The organism is Janthinobacterium amylolyticum (genome assembly GCF_051380655.1).
Classification (GTDB): Bacteria; Pseudomonadota; Gammaproteobacteria; order Burkholderiales; family Burkholderiaceae_D; genus Janthinobacterium.
On the sequence record NZ_JBNYXL010000003.1, the window covers coordinates 211,786 to 231,802 of the forward strand.

General features: G+C 62.0%; 24 protein-coding genes and 1 pseudogene. 12 read left to right on the forward strand and 13 right to left on the reverse strand.

Features of this window, described 5'->3' with window-relative positions; genetic code table 11:
* Positions 1-90: 90 nt before the first annotated feature.
* Positions 91-306: a hypothetical protein gene (locus ACQ4WR_RS07465; protein ID WP_436486348.1), complete on the reverse strand. Its 216-nt coding sequence runs from the start codon at positions 304-306 to the stop codon at positions 91-93.
* Positions 303-878: pseudogene (locus tag ACQ4WR_RS07470) on the reverse strand (phage portal protein); the annotation flags it as partial. The pseudogene ACQ4WR_RS07470 and the gene ACQ4WR_RS07465, both read right to left, overlap by 4 nt.
* Positions 879-1,112: 234 nt before the next feature.
* On the opposite strand from ACQ4WR_RS07470, the gene ACQ4WR_RS07475 reads away from it, so the two are divergent.
* The 4 genes from ACQ4WR_RS07475 (at position 1,113) to ACQ4WR_RS07490 (ending at position 3,175) form a co-directional block, all read left to right on the forward strand.
* Positions 1,113-1,226, forward strand: a complete 114-nt coding sequence (locus tag ACQ4WR_RS07475) for a GpE family phage tail protein (RefSeq protein WP_071650284.1) — start codon at positions 1,113-1,115, stop codon at positions 1,224-1,226.
* A 27-nt stretch (positions 1,227-1,253) separates the two neighbouring features.
* Complete coding sequence (locus ACQ4WR_RS07480) at positions 1,254-1,382, forward strand: hypothetical protein (RefSeq protein ID WP_436486350.1); 129 nt, start codon at positions 1,254-1,256, stop codon at positions 1,380-1,382.
* Between the two features lie 577 nt (positions 1,383-1,959).
* The gene (locus ACQ4WR_RS07485; protein ID WP_436486351.1) at positions 1,960-2,991 is read left to right on the forward strand and encodes a hypothetical protein; all 1,032 of its coding nucleotides are present in this window, start codon (positions 1,960-1,962) and stop codon (positions 2,989-2,991) included.
* A complete protein-coding gene (locus ACQ4WR_RS07490) occupies positions 2,981-3,175 on the forward strand; it encodes a hypothetical protein (protein ID WP_436486353.1) in 195 nt (64 codons plus the stop codon). The genes ACQ4WR_RS07485 and ACQ4WR_RS07490 overlap by 11 nt, the downstream gene beginning before the upstream one ends.
* 355 nt (positions 3,176-3,530) lie before the next feature.
* On the opposite strand, the gene ACQ4WR_RS07495 is transcribed toward ACQ4WR_RS07490, so the two are convergent.
* The 4 genes from ACQ4WR_RS07495 to ACQ4WR_RS07510 form a co-directional block, all read right to left on the reverse strand.
* Complete coding sequence (locus ACQ4WR_RS07495; RefSeq protein ID WP_436486355.1) at positions 3,531-4,676, reverse strand: sensor domain-containing diguanylate cyclase; 1,146 nt, start codon at positions 4,674-4,676, stop codon at positions 3,531-3,533.
* Positions 4,633-5,142 carry a PDC sensor domain-containing protein gene (locus tag ACQ4WR_RS07500; protein ID WP_436486356.1) on the reverse strand — a complete coding sequence of 170 codons (510 nt, stop codon included), beginning with the start codon at positions 5,140-5,142 and terminating at the stop codon, positions 4,633-4,635. The genes ACQ4WR_RS07495 and ACQ4WR_RS07500 overlap by 44 nt, the downstream gene beginning before the upstream one ends.
* A 255-nt stretch (positions 5,143-5,397) precedes the next feature.
* Positions 5,398-5,640, reverse strand: a complete 243-nt coding sequence (locus tag ACQ4WR_RS07505) for a hypothetical protein (protein WP_102292889.1) — start codon at positions 5,638-5,640, stop codon at positions 5,398-5,400.
* A gap of 56 nt (positions 5,641-5,696) precedes the next feature.
* The gene (locus ACQ4WR_RS07510) at positions 5,697-6,356 is read right to left on the reverse strand and encodes a DUF8608 domain-containing protein (RefSeq protein WP_436486358.1); all 660 of its coding nucleotides are present in this window, start codon (positions 6,354-6,356) and stop codon (positions 5,697-5,699) included.
* A gap of 105 nt (positions 6,357-6,461) precedes the next feature.
* On the opposite strand from ACQ4WR_RS07510, the gene ACQ4WR_RS07515 reads away from it, so the two are divergent.
* The 3 genes from ACQ4WR_RS07515 (at position 6,462) to ACQ4WR_RS07525 (ending at position 8,481) form a co-directional block, all read left to right on the forward strand.
* Positions 6,462-7,211, forward strand: a complete 750-nt coding sequence (locus tag ACQ4WR_RS07515; RefSeq protein ID WP_436486360.1) for a hypothetical protein — start codon at positions 6,462-6,464, stop codon at positions 7,209-7,211.
* Between the two features lie 5 nt (positions 7,212-7,216).
* Positions 7,217-7,459: an Imm32 family immunity protein gene (locus ACQ4WR_RS07520; protein ID WP_436486362.1), complete on the forward strand. Its 243-nt coding sequence runs from the start codon at positions 7,217-7,219 to the stop codon at positions 7,457-7,459.
* 77 nt (positions 7,460-7,536) lie between these two features.
* Positions 7,537-8,481, forward strand: coding sequence for an SMP-30/gluconolactonase/LRE family protein (locus tag ACQ4WR_RS07525; RefSeq protein WP_436486364.1), 945 nt, complete (start codon positions 7,537-7,539; stop codon positions 8,479-8,481).
* Positions 8,482-8,603: 122 nt separating this feature from the next.
* Here the strand turns inward: ACQ4WR_RS07525 and ACQ4WR_RS07530 are convergent, their stop codons facing one another.
* Entirely contained in the window at positions 8,604-9,671 is a 1,068-nt protein-coding gene (locus ACQ4WR_RS07530; protein WP_436486366.1) for an SDR family oxidoreductase, read from the reverse strand.
* A gap of 96 nt (positions 9,672-9,767) precedes the next feature.
* On the opposite strand from ACQ4WR_RS07530, the gene ACQ4WR_RS07535 reads away from it, so the two are divergent.
* The 3 genes from ACQ4WR_RS07535 (at position 9,768) to ACQ4WR_RS07545 (ending at position 12,932) form a co-directional block, all read left to right on the forward strand.
* Positions 9,768-10,682 carry a LysR family transcriptional regulator gene (locus tag ACQ4WR_RS07535; RefSeq protein ID WP_436486368.1) on the forward strand — a complete coding sequence of 305 codons (915 nt, stop codon included), beginning with the start codon at positions 9,768-9,770 and terminating at the stop codon, positions 10,680-10,682.
* A 69-nt stretch (positions 10,683-10,751) separates the two neighbouring features.
* On the forward strand, positions 10,752-11,786 hold the full coding sequence (locus tag ACQ4WR_RS07540) for a MerR family transcriptional regulator (protein WP_436486370.1): 1,035 nt from the start codon (positions 10,752-10,754) through the stop codon (positions 11,784-11,786).
* Positions 11,787-11,852: 66 nt separating this feature from the next.
* Complete coding sequence (locus ACQ4WR_RS07545) at positions 11,853-12,932, forward strand: hypothetical protein (RefSeq protein ID WP_436486372.1); 1,080 nt, start codon at positions 11,853-11,855, stop codon at positions 12,930-12,932.
* Here the strand turns inward: ACQ4WR_RS07545 and ACQ4WR_RS07550 are convergent.
* Both ACQ4WR_RS07550 and ACQ4WR_RS07555 read right to left on the reverse strand, forming a co-directional pair.
* On the reverse strand, positions 12,929-14,137 hold the full coding sequence (locus ACQ4WR_RS07550; RefSeq protein WP_436486374.1) for a D-amino acid dehydrogenase: 1,209 nt from the start codon (positions 14,135-14,137) through the stop codon (positions 12,929-12,931). The genes ACQ4WR_RS07545 and ACQ4WR_RS07550 overlap by 4 nt on opposite strands.
* Positions 14,134-14,586: a winged helix-turn-helix transcriptional regulator gene (locus tag ACQ4WR_RS07555; RefSeq protein WP_102292880.1), complete on the reverse strand. Its 453-nt coding sequence runs from the start codon at positions 14,584-14,586 to the stop codon at positions 14,134-14,136. Before ACQ4WR_RS07555 ends, ACQ4WR_RS07550 begins: the two co-directional genes overlap by 4 nt.
* 90 nt (positions 14,587-14,676) lie before the next feature.
* Between ACQ4WR_RS07555 and ACQ4WR_RS07560 the strand changes: the two genes are divergently transcribed.
* Positions 14,677-15,873, forward strand: coding sequence for an MFS transporter (locus tag ACQ4WR_RS07560; RefSeq protein WP_436486376.1), 1,197 nt, complete (start codon positions 14,677-14,679; stop codon positions 15,871-15,873).
* Positions 15,874-15,901: 28 nt separating this feature from the next.
* On the opposite strand, the gene ACQ4WR_RS07565 is transcribed toward ACQ4WR_RS07560, so the two are convergent.
* From ACQ4WR_RS07565 to ACQ4WR_RS07580, 4 genes are all read right to left on the reverse strand, one after another.
* Entirely contained in the window at positions 15,902-16,597 is a 696-nt protein-coding gene (locus tag ACQ4WR_RS07565) for a Crp/Fnr family transcriptional regulator (protein WP_092798371.1), read from the reverse strand.
* A 155-nt stretch (positions 16,598-16,752) separates the two neighbouring features.
* A complete protein-coding gene (locus ACQ4WR_RS07570) occupies positions 16,753-17,436 on the reverse strand; it encodes a response regulator (RefSeq protein WP_180979277.1) in 684 nt (227 codons plus the stop codon).
* Between the two features lie 3 nt (positions 17,437-17,439).
* Positions 17,440-18,669: a GAF domain-containing sensor histidine kinase gene (locus ACQ4WR_RS07575; RefSeq protein WP_102292878.1), complete on the reverse strand. Its 1,230-nt coding sequence runs from the start codon at positions 18,667-18,669 to the stop codon at positions 17,440-17,442.
* A gap of 65 nt (positions 18,670-18,734) precedes the next feature.
* Positions 18,735-19,316, reverse strand: a complete 582-nt coding sequence (locus ACQ4WR_RS07580; RefSeq protein WP_436486378.1) for a DJ-1/PfpI family protein — start codon at positions 19,314-19,316, stop codon at positions 18,735-18,737.
* A gap of 195 nt (positions 19,317-19,511) precedes the next feature.
* Here ACQ4WR_RS07580 and ACQ4WR_RS07585 point away from each other — a divergent pair, with 195 nt between their 5' ends.
* Entirely contained in the window at positions 19,512-19,955 is a 444-nt protein-coding gene (locus ACQ4WR_RS07585; RefSeq protein WP_436486380.1) for a hypothetical protein, read from the forward strand.
* The last annotated feature ends 62 nt before the right edge of the window (positions 19,956-20,017 follow it).

The window sequence follows — 20,017 nt, forward strand, 5'->3', positions numbered from 1 at the left end:
CGCCTCATGGGCGGCTTGCGCGGTGGCTGGGGTGCTCTGGCGCGGTGGAACTGTCGCTGCCCTGCCCTGCCAGCTATCGAGGCGTGGCGGTCACCCCGCGCGGCCGGCGCGCGCCTTGGCCGCCTGTTCCTTCTCGTAGTCATCGCGGCAGTCCACATCGCAGAACAGTAGCGCGGGCGCCAGTGCCTCGTCGCAGTAGTGGCAGCAGCCGTGCGCCACCAGGGCGGGCCGGCGGCGCACGGCAGCCAGGCCCCGCGCCACCTCCGCGAAGATGATCTTGTCCGTGTTGTCGATATGATCGCTCATGCCGCGCCCTCCCCGCCTGTGGCCAGGTCATACGGGGCGAAACGCACCACTTCCACGCCGGCCCACTCGTTGATCGCTTCGAACTGCGCCTGCAGGGGCACCAGCTCATTGCGAGCGAATACGCGCGCGGCCGGTTCGACGGCGCCGAAGCCGCCGGCATTGTTTGGCAAGATGCCCATCAGCTGCGGCGGCACGCGGTGCGCGGCCAGCTGGTCGTCGCGCGTGACGCTCTTGATGTTGAAAAACTCGTCTTTCGCGGCCACGTCCGACACCGGCAAAATCTGGATACCGTCCTTCTTGCCGTTCGGCGCGTACATGAACAGGTTGCGGAAGTTGCCCGGCCCCTTGCTGTCGCGCATGGCCTGGCGCAGGTTGTCCACGTCCTGCGTGTTGGCCGCGGCGTCCGTCATGTAGAACACGAAACCGGCGTGCGAGCCGTTCTTGTAGTACTTGCGGCGAAACAGGGTGGCCGCCTCGTTGAGCCAGGCCGATTGCAGCGCGCTCAAGTACTGCGGCACGCCGTACAGCTCCTGGTTGACGTCCGGTTCCATGAGGTGAAACACGCGGCCCTTGTCGAATTCGTGCACGGCCTGGTACACGCCCGTGCCGCCGCTGGAAAACCTGAAATTCCAGCAGCGCATTACCGACCGCTACCTGGCCGACTTCGCCTCGCGCATCGCGGCGTAATCACCATCACCACCCTGCCCGCGCCAGCGCGGGCGCTTGGCCGTGGGCGCCGAGGTTGCCGGTTTTTTGGCGAGCAAAGCCGATCGTCTTTCGGTATCCCCGGCGAAGTAGAAGACGCCATGGCCGACATTGCCGGCGTCTTCCACTGGACGCCGGCAGCAATGGACGGCTTTACGATTGATGAACTGATGGCCTGGCGCGAACGCGCCAGGCAGCGAAGCGGAGCGGAATAGATGGCTGGTCGGGATTTGAAGTTACAGGTGACGTTTGCAGCGCTGGACAAGCTGACCGGCCCGCTGAAAAAAATCATGGGCGGGTCCAGCGAGACGGCCAAGGCCTTGAAGGCGACCATACAAATCCTTAAAGCCATTTCGGCCGTTGTTTTCTAAAAACAATTTGCCAGGGGTTGGCGAATTATATGCACCTGAAACAACGAACTGTGGATAATTCAAACTTCCCGCTAATTTTGGTGCCAAATCTGGCACTATTCAATAATGGAAGACAGATTCAATTTTCCAAACGGTGTTGAGAGCCATGTAGTGAGGGGCCGCCTTGCGGATCTTGTACGACTTGAACGAAAAAAATTATCACTAAGCCAACGAAAGTTTGCTGAATATTGTGATATTCCATTGCGAACTTACAAACGGTTCGAGCTGAATGAGTGCGATTCAATTGCTATATTTATAAGAATAATTCTGACTTTTGAGTCAATTAGCGGATCTAAACGATTAAGTGCATTTTCCCTACTCTTTCCGCCCCCTCTCCCTACCGCTCAGCCTCGAACCCCCATCGCAGCGCTGGAGCGTCTTCAGTTGCATCGGCGGCAACAGGAGAAAAAAGGATGATTTTGGAAGCACTGACGGACAACTCAAGCCCCTAAGGCAGATTGCCTTTGCTTTGCAAAAGCTCTGCTATATTGCAATGAAAACACTTGATTAATTACAAATAAAACTAGGGGAGTAGAAGATGGCGACGCTGGACTTAGATGCCGATAAACTGCAAGAAAATGCTCTTACGTCTATACGTCTGGGAATAGAGGACTTTCAACGTAGCCAGGTGGCACTGGATCAAGGAGGTGATCCGGCAAGGGCATTGTCAGCCGTACGCAACCTTTTTGCTGGCGTACTACTATTATTCAAATACAAAATCGCTATCTCAGTTGATGAGCCAAGTGATGCATCTTCACTCATCTTCAATCCACCAGAAGTTCTTCCACACTCGGATGGAAATGGAGGCGTTGAATGGAAACCCTCAGGCAATTTTAAGAGAACAACGATCGATGTCGCCACAATACAAAAGCGCTTCAAAGGCTTCAATATCGATGTGGATTGGAAAATAATCAATAAATTACAGGATTGTCGAAACCATCTGGAACATTTACACCCAGCCAATACGCTGGGCGAAGTTGCCGGATTCGTTGCTGAACTTTTTCCCGTGTTGCGAGATTTCGTTCAAATACAGCTTAACAAGCAGCCAGCTGAACTCTTGGGCGCAGCTTGGCCCACCATGCTAGAGAGCCACAATTTCTACGTGAAAATTAGCGCTGAATGCGCCGCTGCTTGGGCAAATGCTGATATTCCAGAACAGATGCAGCCATGGCTTTACGCGTGCCGATGCGAAGAATGTGGATCATCGTTGTTGAGTCCTCATCCAGAAGACTTAGAAGAAGGTTACGGTGTCGACCGACAGGATGACATATTTAGATACCAATGCATGGCATGCAGTCACGTTGACCTGATAGCGCCACTCATGATCGACGCATTGAACGACGCTTATGACTACGATCCGCGCGATGGCGGTGAGCCTGGCGTTGAGGATTGTTACGAATGCGGCCGATCCACCTTTATAATTCAAGAGCAAGAATGCAGTTGGTGTCATGCGACTCTTGATTATTCTCAGTGTAAAGTCTGCGAGGAACCCCTGAATCAAGATGATCAAATGAATGGCGGCCTTTGCGGCTACCATCTTCATGTGTACGAAAAGATGCGTGACGATTGATTTTCACAGCTTGAGCAATGAAATTTCGGTATCGCAGGAGAGTATCAATCAGCTAAGTGGTTTCCTCCATCACATTGACACCACCTTCGGCGATTGCCTGCATTTTGACAGCAAAAGCCTCAAAATGCTCAAGAAATATAGGTTTACGGTAGGTTCGATTCCCGCCGTCTCCACCACTGAATAAATAAAAAGGGCTTCCCCGTTTTGGCGGGGAGGCCCTTTTTATTTATTCAGTGCATGCAGAACGCGGGCGTCGCATCCGCGTCCGGGACGGGCGCGGGGGTTTTGCGGGCCTTCGGCGAGCGCAGCTCGGCGCCGCAAAACCGGGTTGCGCCTGCAAGCGCAACCTCCTCCGATTCCTCTGACTGGCTCTTGCGCCGCAGGCGGTTTCCTAACGACGATATCAATAGCTCAGGCCGTGTATGAATAACGGACCTGACCCTCGCCCTGCTCCTTCCCCCGGACTCAGGTCTGCCCTCGGGGGGACGCTTCATTATTCAAGAATCACCGTTAGGGCGATGCCGCTCCGTCAGCAATGCCTATCGAAAAGCAAACATGTTTTCCGCCTGTCCTGTACTCCAGGACGGCGCCTGGGAACAGACCTGATTGCGTCCTGCATCCTTCGCCTTATACAAGGCCTTGTCGGCAAGTTCAACCAGTTCAACTGCTTCATTTTTCAGATGCACCGGCGTCAACGAGGCCACGCCTATGCTCACGGTGACGACACCGAGGAGATTGCCACTATGCGCGATGCCCAGCGATTGCACGGCCTGGCGGACGCCTTCGGCCACCGCCAGCGCGCCCGCCAGATCCGTACCCGGCAATAACACCACCATTTCCTCGCCGCCATAACGCGCTGCCAGGTCACCCGGCCGGCGCATGCTGTAGGCCACCACCTTGCCAATTTTTCTCAGGCATTCATCCCCGGCCACATGGCCATAGATGTCGTTGTATTGCTTGAAGAAATCGACATCGAGCAATACCAGTCCAAGCGCGCTATCTTCACGCTGTGCACGGCTAAATTCGGCGCTGAGCGACTGGTCGAAATGGCGCCGGTTCGCCAGTCCGGTCAATCCATCCTGGTTGGCAAGACGCGCCAGGGTTTCATTAATCAATTCCAGTTCGTTACGCGCCTCCAGCAGTCCCGCTTCGCTCTTTTCCCGCAAATCGATTTGCCGCACGACGCGATAGCCGATGAAGGCAATCAGCAATACCAGAACCCCGCCCACCGCATTTTGCAGCACCGCGTCAAGGCGCCACTCGGCCAGCACTTCATCCTGCGAAAATGCGGCAGACACCACCAGGGGGTAGCCGCTGATTCTGCGATAGCTGTTGATACGGGTCACGCCGTCCACCCCCGACTTGATGACGGCGGTTCCAACCGGGCTCTTGGGCAAATAATCATGGAATACGGGAAGCTTTGAAATATCCCTTCCCAGATAACTCTCGTCGAATGGCCTTCTCAACAAAAGAATGCCATTACCGCTGGCAATAAAAATCGCGCCGTGTTCGCCTATGGCAAAACGCTCATAAAACTCCCTGAAATACTGCATATTGATCGTTGCCAGGACGACGCCGCCGAAACTGCCATCGGACAGATTGATACGGCGCGACACCGTCACGATCCAGTCGCCGGTGGATTTACTGCGCACGGGCGGGCCGACATGGGGGGCCGCAGTCAGCATGCAGTTGATGAAATTTGAAATACTCCCGATCGGCATTATTCAGGTTCTTCAGCAGCGTCTTCTGGGAGTTCGCCAGCCAGTTGCCGTCTTTGTCATAGATAAAAATCCCATGCAGCTGCGGCAACTCCGCTACCCGCAGCACCAGTAAGTCATGCAGACGCTCAAGCTCGGCGTTGCCAACGCTGTCGACGCTGTCATGTTCCATGCGCTCCACCAACCCCACCAATACGGTATCGGCCTCCTTGATGGTGTCATAAGCATGCTGAGCAACGGATTGCGCCAGATTGGAACTTCCCCGGGCGGCTTCGTCCAGCTGTACTTCGCGTGCGCGCCAGGTCATCCATAACTGGATCGCCAGCAGCGACAGGCACACCAAGACGACAAAAGAGATAGCCAGGGTCTGCAGCGAAAAACCCCGGGAGCCGCTGCCTGGCAGGCGTTGCGGCAGGCGATGTGACCTGGTCATGGTGCAGCTCCCGGTTGGATGACCGGCAAAGTGTGCACCAAATTCGCAGCCAGAAACTCACACATCGTCACAAGAGGCTGCAAACGCCCACGCCGGCTTGACGCGGTTTCAGGACGAAGGCAATCTCGGGCAATGCCTGAGATACGCGCAGTGCCGGCCTGGCGGCGGCGCAGGTCGCGGGCCGTTCCGGCACGGGCATCGCAGCGAAGGAAATGGGCCGGGCCCATCCGCGCTGCGCGATGGGAAGCGTACCCTCTAGCGCCTGCTCAGCGGCACATATTCCCCCGGCTGCCCCGCCACCTCCAGCGCATCGGCAAACGCCAGCAGGAACTTCGCCGGACCATGCTCGGAAACCAGCAGGGACGCGCCCTTGTGGCGCAGCAGCTTCAGCAGTTCCTGCTGATGCGCCTGGTATTCGGCGGAGTGACCGTAGAAGGTCTGGTACATCTCCAGGGTTTCCATGGCCTTGGCGGCCAAGATGAATTCGGGCTTTTCCATGATGTCTCCTCGTTGTCGTTACTGCCAATGAATGCCAAAACCACGAAAACAATCAGTCACTCCGCCGGCGCATGCAGCGGCGGATACAGCTCGCTCAGCCAGCCGTCGAGCCACGCGAAGCCGCGCAGGATGTCGCTGCGGCGCGCAATACCCGTGCCGGGTGCGCCGTCTGACGGCAGCCACATCTGTGTTTCCATCATACGCTTGAACTCGTCCATTGCGCCGGCCAATCGTGCATCCCGCGCACCCTGTCCGTCCAGCATCGCTTGCAGCGCGGCTTGCATGGCGGCATGGCAGGCGCGCGGATCGCTCCAGAATGGCGCAAAGGCGCGCTGCAGCGCTTGCTGAACGGCGGCGGGCACGGCGTGACGGAACTGGGCCGTCGTCAAAGGCAGTGCGGGATGAAAATAACGGGGGCTGAAAAAATCGGCATACGTGACACCATCGCCCTCGGCTTCCGCCCCGCCATCGCCACCCATGGCCACCACGTCGCCGCAGGCGCCGCAGCGCAGCAGGCCGCTGCAACGGTATTGCACGCAGTCGGGTGTCCAGCCGTCCATCCGCCTTTGCGCCAGGCTGTGGGCCGTTTCCATGCAATGGAACGATGCGCGCAGCAGCGCCAGCGCCGCCGCACCGCAGTTCGGACAAGGCCAGGCGGGCGCGCTATCGAGGGCGACATCTTCGCGAAACACAATATCCATGGCCTGGGCCGTCATGCATCCACCTTTCATCAAAACCGCATTATCCCTCAGCGCACGCGCACGCTAGCCGTATGGCCAGGCGCGTGGCATCATGCGCGTTGCACATTTAATCTTGAGCACATGGACCAATATCACTTCCTGGTAGGCGAATTCAAGAAAAATACCGCCTTTGATCCCGCGGCCGCCAGCGTCCAGCTGTTCGCCTGGTTCGCGCAGATCGGCGAACCCGTCGAGCGCTACGGCAACAAGCGCGGCAAGGTCGTCAAGTTCTCACAGCGAAATTACGAGAAGATGCTGTTTGCGCCAGAGACCGACAGCATCGAGCTGTTTTCACCGCGCATCGTGCCGCCCGACGAAGCCGACGAAACCACCAACTGCGACGCGCTTGTCGTGTATTCATCGGGCTCGTTGTTCGTACTGGCCATACGCGCCAGCAAGCTTGCGCTGGCGCCGTTGTTCGACGCTGCGCGGGACATACCCGGCCTGTTCGAGCATTGCGAGTATGTGTACTGCTACGCTGAAACGCAGGGCTATGGCACTGGCTACGCACTCGGCTACAGGCAGCTCGATGACGCCCATCCGATGACCTTTGGCATTCCTTGCCCCGCAAATAACTGGGCCGCCATCAAGCGGCGCGGTCTGCTAGATGCGCACCTGCGCGATGTCTATCCCATCAATGGTTTCACGCAAGCCAGACTGGATGCGCTGCCGCACGGGCGCCGCCAAGCGCTGCGCGACGCGATGCACGCCTATGGCCGCTGCGAAGCGCACGCCGGCCTGACCTTCTGGCACGTGCCGCCCGAAGAACTGGAAGCGGCCCGCGCAGCCCTGAACGCGCACGCCATGCTCGGCGCGTACATCAACAATTGATCCCCATGAACCCACACCTTTCCCTGCATTGCTACTTGCAAGATACGCGGTCCGAGCAGGCGCTGCCCTGCTCCGACGTGACCATCCACGCCGATCCGGCCACCCTGCGCGCCATCGCCCATTTTCTGCTGGCCAGCGCGGACACGTTTGATCAGGCGCAGGAACGTGCCGGCATGCACGCGCATCTGCAAGACGAGTGGGATGGCTGGCAGGACGATTTCCCCGACCTCGTCGTCGTGGCGGCCTAGGGTGGCGGCATAGACTGGCGCCCCGGCCGGCGCGCCTCGGGTAACATACGCCACCGCTGATTTACAGAGAACTCTTGATGCCCGATTCCCGAACCGCCCTGCCGTGGCTGCGCGCGGCCTTGCTGGCCATGCCGCTGGCCACCTTGTCAGCCTGCGCCAGTCCGCCCGCGCACGAAGCGCTGTTTCTCACCACCACCTTGACGGCCCCGCATTCCTTCACCAAGGGCATCGAGGGCCCGGCCGTGGATGCGGATGGCAATATCTATGCCGTGAACTTTGCGCGCCAGCAAACCATCGGCAAGGTGCGTCCGGACGGCAGCGGCGAAGTGTGGCTGACCTTGCCCGGCACCAGCATCGCCAACGGCATCCGCTTCGGCAGCCGTGGCCAGATGTACCTGGCCGACTACATGGAGCACACGATCTATCTGGTGGATCCGGCCACGCGGGCGCTGACCGTCCACGCGCGCGAACCGCGCATGACGCAGCCCAACGATATCGCCATCACGCGGGACGACGTGCTGTATGCGAGCGACCCGAACTGGAAGGAAAACACGGGCCGCGTGTGGCGCATCGCGCAGGATGGCACGGTCACGCTGGCGCTCGACACCATGGGCACGGCGAACGGCATCGAGGTGAGCCCCGATGGCAAGATCCTGTATGTGAATGAAAGCGTGCAGCGCAATATCTGGATGTATGACATCGCCGCGGACGGCAGCCTGAGCGGCAAGCGCCTGCTGATCAGGTTCGATGATTTCGGCATGGACGGCATGCGCGTGGACGTCGACGGCAACCTGTACGTAACGCGCTACGGCAAGGGCACGGTGGTGAAACTGTCGCCGCAGGGACGCATCCTGCGCGAGATCAGCGTGCCCGGCGCCAAGCCCAGCAACATCGCCTTCGGCGGTCCCGATGGCCGCACGGCCTACGTGACGGAAGTGGTGCAAGGGCGGCTGCTGCAATTTCGCGTCGACCGGCCGGGGCTGGAGTGGCAGCGGGCGCAGGAACGGCGCAAGCCCGAATAGCAGTGGGGATGTCGGCTTACGCGCTTGCGCGCCAAGCCGACCTGCGCAACTGCGACGATTGCCGCGTAGGTCGGCTTAGCCGGAACGGCGTAAGCCGACAACATGGTTGGCCGACAACCGGATCAGCGTGGAATGATGCGCTGCGCCTTCAGCTTCTCGAACAGGTTGAAGAACGCTTCCGGCGTCTCCTGGTAATCGAGAAAACCCGCCTTGCGGCTCTTGCCCATGTCTGTCATGACTTCCATCGGCCGTCCCAGGTCGGCATCCGTGTGCCACCATGAGGCGAGGCGGCTGATGTCCGCTTCCACCAGCTGGTGCTGCTGCGCGATGGCGCGCCACTGCGCCGGCGCGTCCTGCATGCGGCCAGCCAGGGGCGCCATCGTCGCGGGCAAGTCTGCCGCTTCGACGCCGAAATACGCGGCCAGGCGCGGCCAAAGCCACTTCCAGCGGAAGACATCGCCGTTGACGATATTGAAGTCCTCGTTGCGCGCGGCGGGGCTGTCCGCCGCCCATGCCAGGTGGCGGGCGATCTGGCCTGCGTCCGTCACGTCGGAGATGCCATGCCACTGCGCGGAGGAACCGGGGAAAACGAAAGGCTGGCCGCTGGCCTTGCACAGGCTCGCGTACACGGCCAGGGTCAAGCCCATGTTCATGGCGTTGCCCAGCGCGTAGCCGATGATGGTGTGCGGGCGGTGCACGCTCCACGTAAAACCATATTGCGCGGCCGCCGCGAACAGCCGGTCTTCCTGTTCATAATAAAAATTCTCCACGTCCTGGCGGCCCTGCTCTTCACGGAATGGCGTGACGGGCACGCTACCCTTGCCGTAGGCATCGAACGGCCCCAGGTAATGCTTGAGGCCAGTCACCAGCGCCGCGTGGCGCAGGTGGCCGGCCGGGCCCAGCGCGGCCAGCACGTTGGCCACCATGGCGCCATTGACGCGGATGTTTTCCTGTTCATTTGCCTGGCGCGCCCAGGCCGTGAAGAAGACGTGGCTGGCATCGAGGCCCGCCAGGGCGGCGCTGACGGCCGCGCCATCCGTCGCATCGAGCTGCAGGGAGGCGCAGCCGGCAGGCACGGGCGTGCGCCCGCGCGAGACGCCCGTGACGGTCCAGCCTTGCGCCAGCAAATGGCTGGCCAGATTGCTGCCGATGACGCCGCTGGCGCCGATGATGAGGGCGTGTCGTTGCATGAGAGCGTACCTCCAAAGAAAACCCCATCATATCCGCGACCAAAATTCTTATCCGCGATACTATTTCACCTTATTCATGAATAAAATTCCCGAATCATGTTTTCATCGGAACATTTAAAGGGCATCACGCCATTTCTCGCCACGGCGGACGCGGGCAGTTTTACCCGCGCGGCCGAGCGCCTGCACCTGAGCAGCTCGGCCGTCAGCAAGAGCGTGGCGCGGCTGGAAGAGCGGCTGGGCGTGCTGCTGTTCGAGCGCAGCACGCGCCGCCTGAAGCTGAGCGAGGCGGGCCGCGCCTATTACGCCACCTGCAAGCGCGTGCTGCAGGAGCTGGCGGATGCGGAAGACGTGCTGGGCGAGCACGCGGCGGAACTGGCCGGCAAGGTGCGCATCGGCGTGCCCGCCTCGTATGGCCGCCTGTGCGTGATGCCGGCGCTGCTGGAATTGTGCGCGCAGTATCCCAAGCTGCAGCCGTCGATCGCCTTCAGCGACCGCTTTGTCGACCTGTTCGAGGAGCGCATCGATATCGCCGTGCGCATCGGCGCTCCATCGCACTGGCCCGCCGCGCTGGGGCAGATGCAGCTGGGACAGGAACGCCTGATCCTGTGCGCGGCGCCCGCCTATCTGGCGCGGCGCGGCACGCCCACATCGCTGGGGGAACTGGAGCAGCACGACTGCATCGCCTACGGCCGTGGCGACGGCTCGCCCATGCCCTGGCTGTTCCCGGACGTGGACAAGGGCGGCCAGCAGGAATACCGGCTGGCGTCGCCGCGCATGACGGTGGGCGACGCCGAGGCGCGCACGGCCGCCGTGCTGGCGGGACTGGGCGTGGCGCAGCTGGCCACCTGGCTGGTGGAAGAGCACCTGGCCACGGGCGCCATCGTGGCCGTGCTGCCGCAGCTGGCCACGCCAGGCTTGCCTTTGTATCTGGCGTGGCCGCTGGCGCGCCAGCTGACGCCGAAAACGGGCACCCTGCTGCAGGAACTGCGGCAGCGGCTGACGATACAATGAAAATACTTGTTGACCCTGACGTTGCGTCAGGCGTGATCCTGCTTGCACGTACCAGAAAAGGAGCATGCGATGCTGTTGAAAATCGGTGATTTGGCCAGGCTCACGGGCCTGACCATCCGCACCCTGCACCACTACGACAGCATCGGCCTGCTCTCGCCTTCGGCGCGCACGCAGGCTGGCTACCGCCTGTACCAGCACGGCGACATGGACCGGCTGCACCGGATCATGGCGCTGCGCAGGTTCGGGCTGTCGCTGGCCGATATCGCCACCGCCCTCGCCGGCCCCGAGCTGCCCCTGGCATCCATCGTGGCGCGGCAGATCGCCATGCTGGAGCAGCAGATCGCGCAGGCATCCACCTTGCGCGATCGCCTGCGCACCTTGCAGGCGCAACTGGCACAGGGACAGCAACCGGCGCTGGCCGAGTGGCTCACCACCATGGAGTTGATGAGCATGTACGACAAATACTTTACCCCCGAAGAACTGAAGCAATTGCCGCTGCTGTCCGATGCGGCCGTGGAACAGGAATGGCAGGCGCTCGTCGCCAGGGTGCGCGCGCTGCAGGCGACGGGCGCCGCTCCCGGCGACGCGCGGGCGCAGGCGCTGGGCACGGAATGGATGGTCAAGCTGGTGCGCGACACGGGCGCCCACCCGGGACTGTTCGCGCGCCTGAACGCCATGCATGCGCAGGAGCCATCCATGCAGGCGACGACCAGCATCGATGCTCACGTGATGGAGTTCATCCTCGCCGCCTTCAATGCCTCGCGCATGGCGCTGTACCACCCCTTCCTCGATGAGCACGAATACGCGCACCTGGTGGCCAACTATGGCAAGCGTGCGGGCGAATGGCCGGCCCTGATCGCCGCCGTGCGCGCCGCCATGGATGCGCGCACGGCGCCCGCCGATGCAGCCGTGCTGGCGCTGGCGCGGCAGTGGCTGGAACTGTTCCGCTCCTACGCGGGCACGAATCCGGCCACGCAGCTGAAATTTCGCCAGGCGCACCAGCAGGAACCGCGTTTGATGGAAGGCAGTTTCGTCGATGCCGCCATGCTGCGGTACCTGGGCGCGGCGATGGCCATCGTGGCGCTGGAAAAGCCAGCGAAATAATTGGCGTGTGGCATTTCCCGGGCGTGGCCATGTAGAATCGGCCATCGCCCACCACAGGAAAACCCGATGCGCCGCTTTCTACTTGCTTGCCTGACCCTGCCCGCCTTGCATACCGCCCTGGCCGGCGACATGCCCGTACAAGGCGTCTGGCAGGGCACCGTGGGCAAGGCCAATATCGTGGCATGCTTCAACCAGCCCAGTCCCACGCAAGGGTCGGACCGCAGCGGCAGCTATTACTACACGCGCTACAAGACGCCCATCATGCTGGCCAAGCCGAACGGCAAGACCCTGTGGCAGGAACTCGACGCCAAGGGCAATACGACGGGCACATGGAGCCTGGGCGCGCCGCAGGGCGGCAAGCTGGCCGGTACGTGGACGGAGCCGAAAAGCGGCAAGACCCTGCCGCTGGCCCTGACCCTGTTGGAAGCGGCGGGCGACCGCGAACACCCGTCCTGCGCCAGCGATGCCTACAACCTGGCACTGGAAGATTTTCCCGCCACCAAGGTAAGCAAACCCGTTGCCTTTGAAGGCAAGCAATACCGCAACCTGCAAGTGGGCGACACCATCACCGTGGAATTGCTGGCGCAGGGCGACGGCATCGCGAAAATCAATGCGCAGCTGCGCGGCGTGCTGGCGAAGAATAAAAAAGACCTGGAAGACTACTATGCCACGCGGCGCGAATACCTGGGCCGCAACGGTTTCGCGACGGAGGACGAAGTGTATGCGGAGCCCACCTACTGGTCGCCGCGCTGGGTGACGATGAAGTTCTACCGCTGGGCGGCCGGCTATGGCGCCAGCGGCATTTCCATCAAGTTCCGCACCTGGGACGTGAAGACGGGCCAGGAAACGGATGTGTGGAACTGGTTCGGCGCCAGCGCCAGCGATGGCGACGACAAGGCCGAATTGCCGGACCGCCTGCGCCAGGCCCTTTTTAAAAATGTGACCATCGACGCCGAATGCAAGGGCACGGATTACGACGGCCGTGGCCGCTTCCACCTGTCCTTGAAGCCGGAAGGCGTGTCTTTCTGGGAAGACCCGAACGGCAGCGGCTGCGAAAACGACTTTTTACTGCCCTACAACAAGGTCGGCCCTTTCCTCACCGTCAAGGGGCGCGCCGCGCTCAGCGATTTATTGCCGAAGAACTAGCCACCCGCCTTGTCCACCGCCTCAGCCACCATCTGCGCCGTGGCGGCCGCCAGGGTCCAGCCCAGGTGGCCGTGGCCCGTGTTGTAGTACACGCCCGGCGCCTTGCCGCGTCCCACCTTCGGCAGCATGTCTGGCAGCATGGGGCGCAAGCCGGCCCAGGGAACCACCTTGCGCGTCTGCACGCCGGGAAAACACTGTTCCACCCACTGCAGCAGCGGGCGGATGCGGTCGGCGCGGATGTCGTGGTTGATGCCGTTGAATTCGGCCGTGCCCGCCACTCTTAACCGGTCCTCGCCCAGGCGGCTGCTGACCAGCTTGGTCGCATCGTCGAGCAGGCTCACGGCCGGCGCCGCCGCGCGGCTGCCTGCGTCATCGAGCTGCACGGTAATCGAATAGCCTTTCACCGGATACACATTGACATGGTCGCCCAGGCTTGCCGCCATGGCGCGGCTGGCCGTGCCCGCGCAGACGACGACAGCGTCGAACAGGTCGCTGCCCTCGCCCGTGGCGACACGCACCTTGCCGTGCTCGCGCGCCAGTGCCGTGACCTGGGCGCCATAGCGGCAGGCCACGCCCAGGCGCGCGCAGGCATCGGCCAGGCCGCTGGTGAACTTGTGAATGTCGCCCGTGGAATCGCTGTCCGTGTAGTAGCCGCCGTAAAAATTCCCTTGCAGGGCCGGTTCGATGGCGCGCATTTCCTCCAGGTTCACGGCGCGCCGCTGCAAGCCGCCCTGCGCCAGCAGGCGCGAGACGCCAGCCGCCCGCTCGAAGCCGGCCTTGTCGCGGTACACATGCAGGATGCCGGCGCGGCGGTGGTCGAAAGCGATGTTCTCTTCTGCCGCCCAGGCAAACAGATGCTCGCGCGCGGCGAGCGCCATGCGCGCCGTGGCGACGGTGTTGCGTTCGTAATGCGGCATGGCGGCGAGAAATTGCGCAAACCAGCTCAGCTTGTGCCAGCTGGGCCATGGATGCAGCAGCAGGGGCGCATCGTGCCGCGCCATCCATTTCAGGGCGTTCAGTATGGTTGCCTTGTGGTTCCACACTTCCGCATGGCAAGCCGACAGTTGCCCGCCATTCGCGAACGAGGTTTCCATGGCCGCGTAGCGGTGGCGCTCGATCAGGGTCACGTCCACGCCCCGCTTGGCCAGCGCATACGCCGTCGTCACGCCCGTAATCCCCCCACCCAGCACGGCCACGCGCCTCATTGCGGCAACACCTTGTGCACGACCGTGTCGTCCGCCTGCAGCACGCGGCCATCGGGCGCCAGCACCTCCATGCGGCGCACGGGCAGGTTCGAGCCGCGTTGCAGCAAGGTCGAATGCGCCTCGCCCGCGTCGAACAGCTGCGCCTCGCTCCACTGGCGCAAGCCGACCACGACGGGGAACAGCGCCAGTCCCTTCGGCGTCAGCACGTATTCCTGGTAGGCCGTGCCATCGGAGGCGGGGGCAACCGAAAAGATGCCCTCTTCCACCAGGGTATGCAGGCGGTCGGCCAGGATGTTCTTCGCCACGCCCAGGCTTTTCTGGAATTCGCCAAAGCGGCGCATGCCGTCGAAGGCATCGCGCACGATCAGCAGCGACCAGCGCTCGCCGATCACGTCGAGCGCGCGCGCCACGGGACAGGGGTCGGTTTTCAGGCTCTTGCGCTTGGCCATCGTCGTGCTCCAGGATTAAGTGGTTGCATTTTAAAACTCTTCGCCGTAGACTCCAACTAGTTTTAATTTGAAACCACTTAACCCACATCCATGCGCGATACAAATCCCGCCATCACGACAGCCCTTCCCCCCACCCTCGTCTGGCTGTTTGCCACGGCGGCCGGCCTCAGCGTGGCCAATGTGTATTACGCCCAGCCTTTGCTCGCCACTCTCGCACACGAGTTCGGCATGACGGAGGCGGCCAGCGGCATGGTCATCACGGCCACGCAGATCGGCTGCGCACTGGCCCTGCTGCTGCTGGTGCCCCTGGGCGACATGCTGAACCGGCGCCGCCTGACCCTGTTCCAGCTGGGCATGCTGGCGCTCGCCCTGGCGGCGCTGGCCGGTGCCCGCTCCACGTCTGCCTTGCTGGCCGGCATGCTGCTGGTGGGCTTGCTGGGCACGGCCATGACGCAGGGCTTGATCGCCTATGCGGCCAGCGCCGCGGCCAGCCATGAGCGGGGGCGTGTCGTCGGCATGGCGCAGGGTGGCGTGGTGATCGGCTTGCTGCTGGCGCGCACCCTGTCCGGCGTGGTGGCCGACGTGGCCGACTGGCGCGCCGTGTATATCGTTTCGGCAAGCATCGCTGGCGCCCTGCTGTTGCTGCTGTGGCGCATGCTGCCGCCCCCGGCTTTGCCGCAAAAAAAGCTCGCGTACGGCGCCCTGCTGCTGTCCATGCTGGCCATGCTGAAGCACAACAAGGTCTTGCGCGTACGCGGCATGCTGGCCCTGCTGATGTTTGCCGTCTTCAATATTTTCTGGAGCGCGCTGGTGCTGCCGCTGACGGCGCAAGGCTATACGCACACGGCCATCGGCGCCTTCGGCCTGGTAGGGGTGATCGGTGCGTTGGGCGCGGCGCGCGCGGGCGCCATGGCCGACCAGGGCCGCGCGCAGTGGACGACGGGCGCGGCCCTGCTGCTGTTGCTGGCCGCCTGGCTGCCGCTGGGATTTGCCGGTACGGCCCTGTGGCCATTAATCGTCGGCATTATTGCGCTGGACCTGGCGGGCCAGGCCATCCACGTGACGAACCAGAGCCTGATCTTCAAGGACGACAGCGATGCGCACAGCCGCCTGGTGGCGTGCTACATGCTGTTTTATGCGGTGGGAAGCGGACTCGGTGCGATTGCCGCCACCAGCGTGTATGCGCTGGCGGGCTGGCATGGGGTGTGCGCGCTGGGCGCGGCGGTCAGCTTGCTCGCCCTGCTGTTCTGGCGGCTGACCCTGCCGGCTGAAAAAGCTGAACGTTAGACGCTTAATTCAACGCTTAATTCAACGCTTAATTCAACAGCGCCGTGGCGGAGCCATGGCGATACGTCTTCAAGGCATCGGGCTGGATCTGGATCAATGAACCGCTGACTTTAATCAGGTGCAAGTCCGTCAGCTGGTGCAGCACGCGCGACAGGGTGGCGGGCGCCAGGTTCAGGAACGATGCCAATAAACTTTTCTTCAGGTCCAGCTTGACCTCGTTCGAACGCTGCTGGTCCGATGCCTGCAACAGGTACTCGACCACGCGCTGGGTGGCATTCTGCACGGAGCAGCGCTCCACGTTGCGGATGAAACCCATCAGATGGTGCGACAGGCTGTTCATCATCTGGCGCGCAATGCGCGGCGACTGGTCAAGCAGGCGCAGCAGTGCGTGCGGCGGGATGCGCAGCAGCAAACAGTGCTCGAGCGCTTCGGCGCAGAACGGATACGGTTCATCGAGGAAAATCATGGCTTCGCCGAAACTCTGACCCGGACGGATCAGTTCCAGCACCTTGTCCGTGCCTTCCATGGAAAACACGCTGAGCTTGACGAGGCCGAAGACCACCACATAGGCGCCTTCCGCCACTTCACCCTTGCGGAACAGCACTTTGCCTTTTTCCACTTCGACGCGCACCACATCCTGGCGCAATTGCTCTAATTGCGAAGGGGAAATATGGCGGAACAGAGCCTGGCTCGATAGCAAGCCATCGACGTTGACCTTATGCATGACACTCTCTTATTAGATTAGCGAATGACTAAGAGTGTAATGCGCACGCACGGTCAAGGCCATACGTCAAAGGAACTAGGGTTGTCTAGGCCGGAACGCCATGCAGGTCAAATAATCGCGCATTCTCTGCGAAATATTTGCGCATTGTTTGACATTTACTTGCCCAGCTCACGCTCGACGGCGTAGACGGCGATCTGCACGCGGCTGCTGAGCTTAAGCTTCTTGAGGATGTTTTGCACGTGGATTTTCACCGTGCTTTCGGCCACGTCCAGCTGGCGTGCGATTTCCTTGTTGCTCTGGCCGCGCGCCAGGCAGGCCATGGCTTCGCGCTCGCGCGGCGTGAGTTTATCGTAGTCCGCTTCGGGCGCGCTCTGGCCGGCGCGGAACTGCGACACCAGCTTGGCCGTCATGGCGTCGGCAATCACGGATTCACCGGCGGCGGCGCGCAGGATGGCCTGGCCCAGCTGCTCGGCTTCGATATTTTTCAGCAAGTAGCCGCGTGCGCCCGCGCGCAGGGCCGCGCCCAGGTCGGCCGCGTTTTCCGACACGGTCAGCATCAGCACCACCATCTGCGGCAGGTCTTGCAGAATCAGCTGCAGCGCTTCCACGCCGGACACGCCAGGCATGTTCAAGTCCATCAGCACCACGTCAGGCTGCAGCTCGGCCGTCAGGCGCACGCCGTCGAGTCCGTTCGATGCCTCGCCCACCACCTGGAACAAAGGATTGCGCTGCAGCAGCAGCTTGACGCCGCTGCGCAGCAAGGTGTGGTCGTCGACCAGCAGGATTTTGATTGGTGCGTTCACTATGTTGAGTTCTTCTGCTTGATAAGTTTGAGTCATCTGTTACGCGGCCTGGCGCCGGGCCGCCGGCAAGGCCAGCGAGATCGTCGTGCCGCCGCCGGGCGTGCTGTCGATGGCAAATTGCGCACCGAGCCGCTCGGCCCGCTCCTGCATGATACGCAAGCCGATCTGCAATTCCGTTTTCTTGTCGCGCAGGTTGGCCGCGAAGCCTTCGCCATCGTCACGCACCTGCAGCGAAAAATCGCGTCCGTTTTCCACGCGCAGGGCTACCGTGCCCGCTTGCGCATGCTTGCGGATATTCGACAGCGCTTCCTGCACGATGAAGAGGATCTGCAGCTGCTGCTCGGGCGCCAGCGGCGCGCCATTGCCGCTCATGTCCAGGGTGCCGACGACGCCCGTCTGCAACTCGAACTTGGCCAGCACTTCCGCAAGCTTGCTTTCCAGGTCGCTGCCATGCCAGCGCGTGCGGAAATTGACCAGCAATTCGCGCACATCCTGGTAGCTTTGCTCGACGCCCATGCGCATCAGCGGCAGCACTTCGGCCGCTTCGTCGAGCTGGCCCCGGCGCACGGAATCGTCGAGCATCTGCACTTGCAGGCTGATGAAATTGAGGCTTTGCGCGATGCTGTCATGCAAGCCTTCGGCCAGCAGGCTGCGTTCGCGCGCCACGGCGAATTCCTTTTCGCGCGCAATCAGGCGCTGGTTTTCAATCGCGATGCCCAGGCTCTGGCCCAGGGTTTCCAGCCAGCCCTGCTGCTGCGCCTGCGCGGTTTGCGGGCGCGCAAAGTGCAGCGAAAAACTGCCCACCACTTGCTCGCGCGCGAGGATGGGGAAGACGGCGATGGCGATGAAACCTTCATCCTGGCAACGGAAGCGCTGCAGCGCACCGGCCTGGCGGAAATCGCGGATCTGGATCACACCCTGCGCCACGGCCGCGCCGCACAGGCAATCGTTGTTGCGGATGCAGTGTTCCTCTTCCACCATGGCATCGGAAATGCCTTCGTGCACGATCATGTGCACCGTGTCCTGCTGCGGATCGAGGATGCGCACGGTGCCGCCTTCGGCCTGCGCGAACTGCATCACGTGGCGCAGGAAGCCGCGGCACAGGTCATCGATGGCATGCTGGCCTGCCAGCAAGGTGGAAATGTCGTGCAGGGTGGCCAGCTGGCGCTCCTGCGCGGCGCTCAGGCCCGACGATTGCGCCAGGCGGCGCTGGCGCCAGCGCGAAGCGGGAAGTTGTTTGCGGGAAGGTTGACTGCGCGGCGCATGCATGAAAAGCTCGAATCTGAAAAGTGAAACGCCCGGCCGGCGCGACTGCGGCTCGCCGGGCAAAAACGTTATAAATGAATCTCGGTACCCAGCAGCTTGACGAACTGCGCCAGCCAGGCCGGATGCGCGGGCCAGGCGGGCGCCGTGACGAACTGGCCATCCGTGACGGCGTCCGTGACGGCGATGTCGGCATACGTGCCGCCTGCCAGTTTGACTTCCGGCGCGCAGGCGGGATAGGCGGAAATGCGCTTGCCACGGATGACATCGGCGGCGGCCAGCAATTGCGCGCCGTGGCAGACGGCGGCGACAGGCTTGCCCGCCTCGGCGAAATGGCGCACGGCGGCGATGACTTTCTCGTTCAGGCGCAGGTATTCGGGGGCGCGGCCGCCGGCGATCATCACGGCGTCATAGCCGGCAGGGTCGATCTCGTCGAAGCTGGCGTTCAGGGTGAACAGATGGCCCGGTTTTTCCGTGTAGGTCTGGTCGCCCTCGAAATCGTGGATGGCCGTCTTGATCGTCTCGCCGCTTTTCTTGCCGGGGCAGACGGCATGCACGGTATGACCCAGCATCAGCAGGGCCTGGAATGGCACCATCGTTTCATAATCTTCTGCAAAATCGCCGGTCAAAAACAGAATTTTCTTCGCTGCCATTTGGTTCTCCTATGAAAGTTTGATCCCGCATCCTGGCCTGCCGGACGCACCGCAAGGCGTATCTTAGCGCGACTTGGCAGCCATACTGGATATTTATCAAACTTTTGCGCCTTAATGCAGGAATTTAGAGGCTGAGGCAGAATTATTTCAAGGCTCGCCGGTCAAATTCAAACGACCACCTTTGAAAGCCGGGCCATGAACAGCAGCCATAGCGTCACCCTGATACGCATCTTCGACCATTTCGCCGATGCCGAACGTGCCCGTACGGCCTTGCTGGCCGACGGTTTTGCGGCGCATGCCGTGCAGCTGCATACGGCTGACGACGAGGCGGGGCCGGTGCAGGGCAATTTCACGGTCGGCAACTACGACACCATCACCAGCTGGCTCGGGCGGGCCGTCCATGCCGTGTTCGGGGGCGACAACCATGCGTACCAGCGCAACGATGGCAAGACGGCGTTTCGCGGCATGTCGCGCCTGATCGTGGCCACGCGCCACGCCGAGGAACAGGCGCGCGCGCAAGCCATCCTGCACGCCTGCGGCGGCAGCGATATCGAGCAGCGCACGGCCCAATGCCATGCGGCGGGCAGCGGCCTGGGCAACCAGAATGGGCATGGCGGCGCAGCGTCTTTACGCCATTAGAGAAATCAGCGAAATCAGCAAAATCAGCGAAGGCAGGCGCGTGCAACAGGAACCGGCATGGA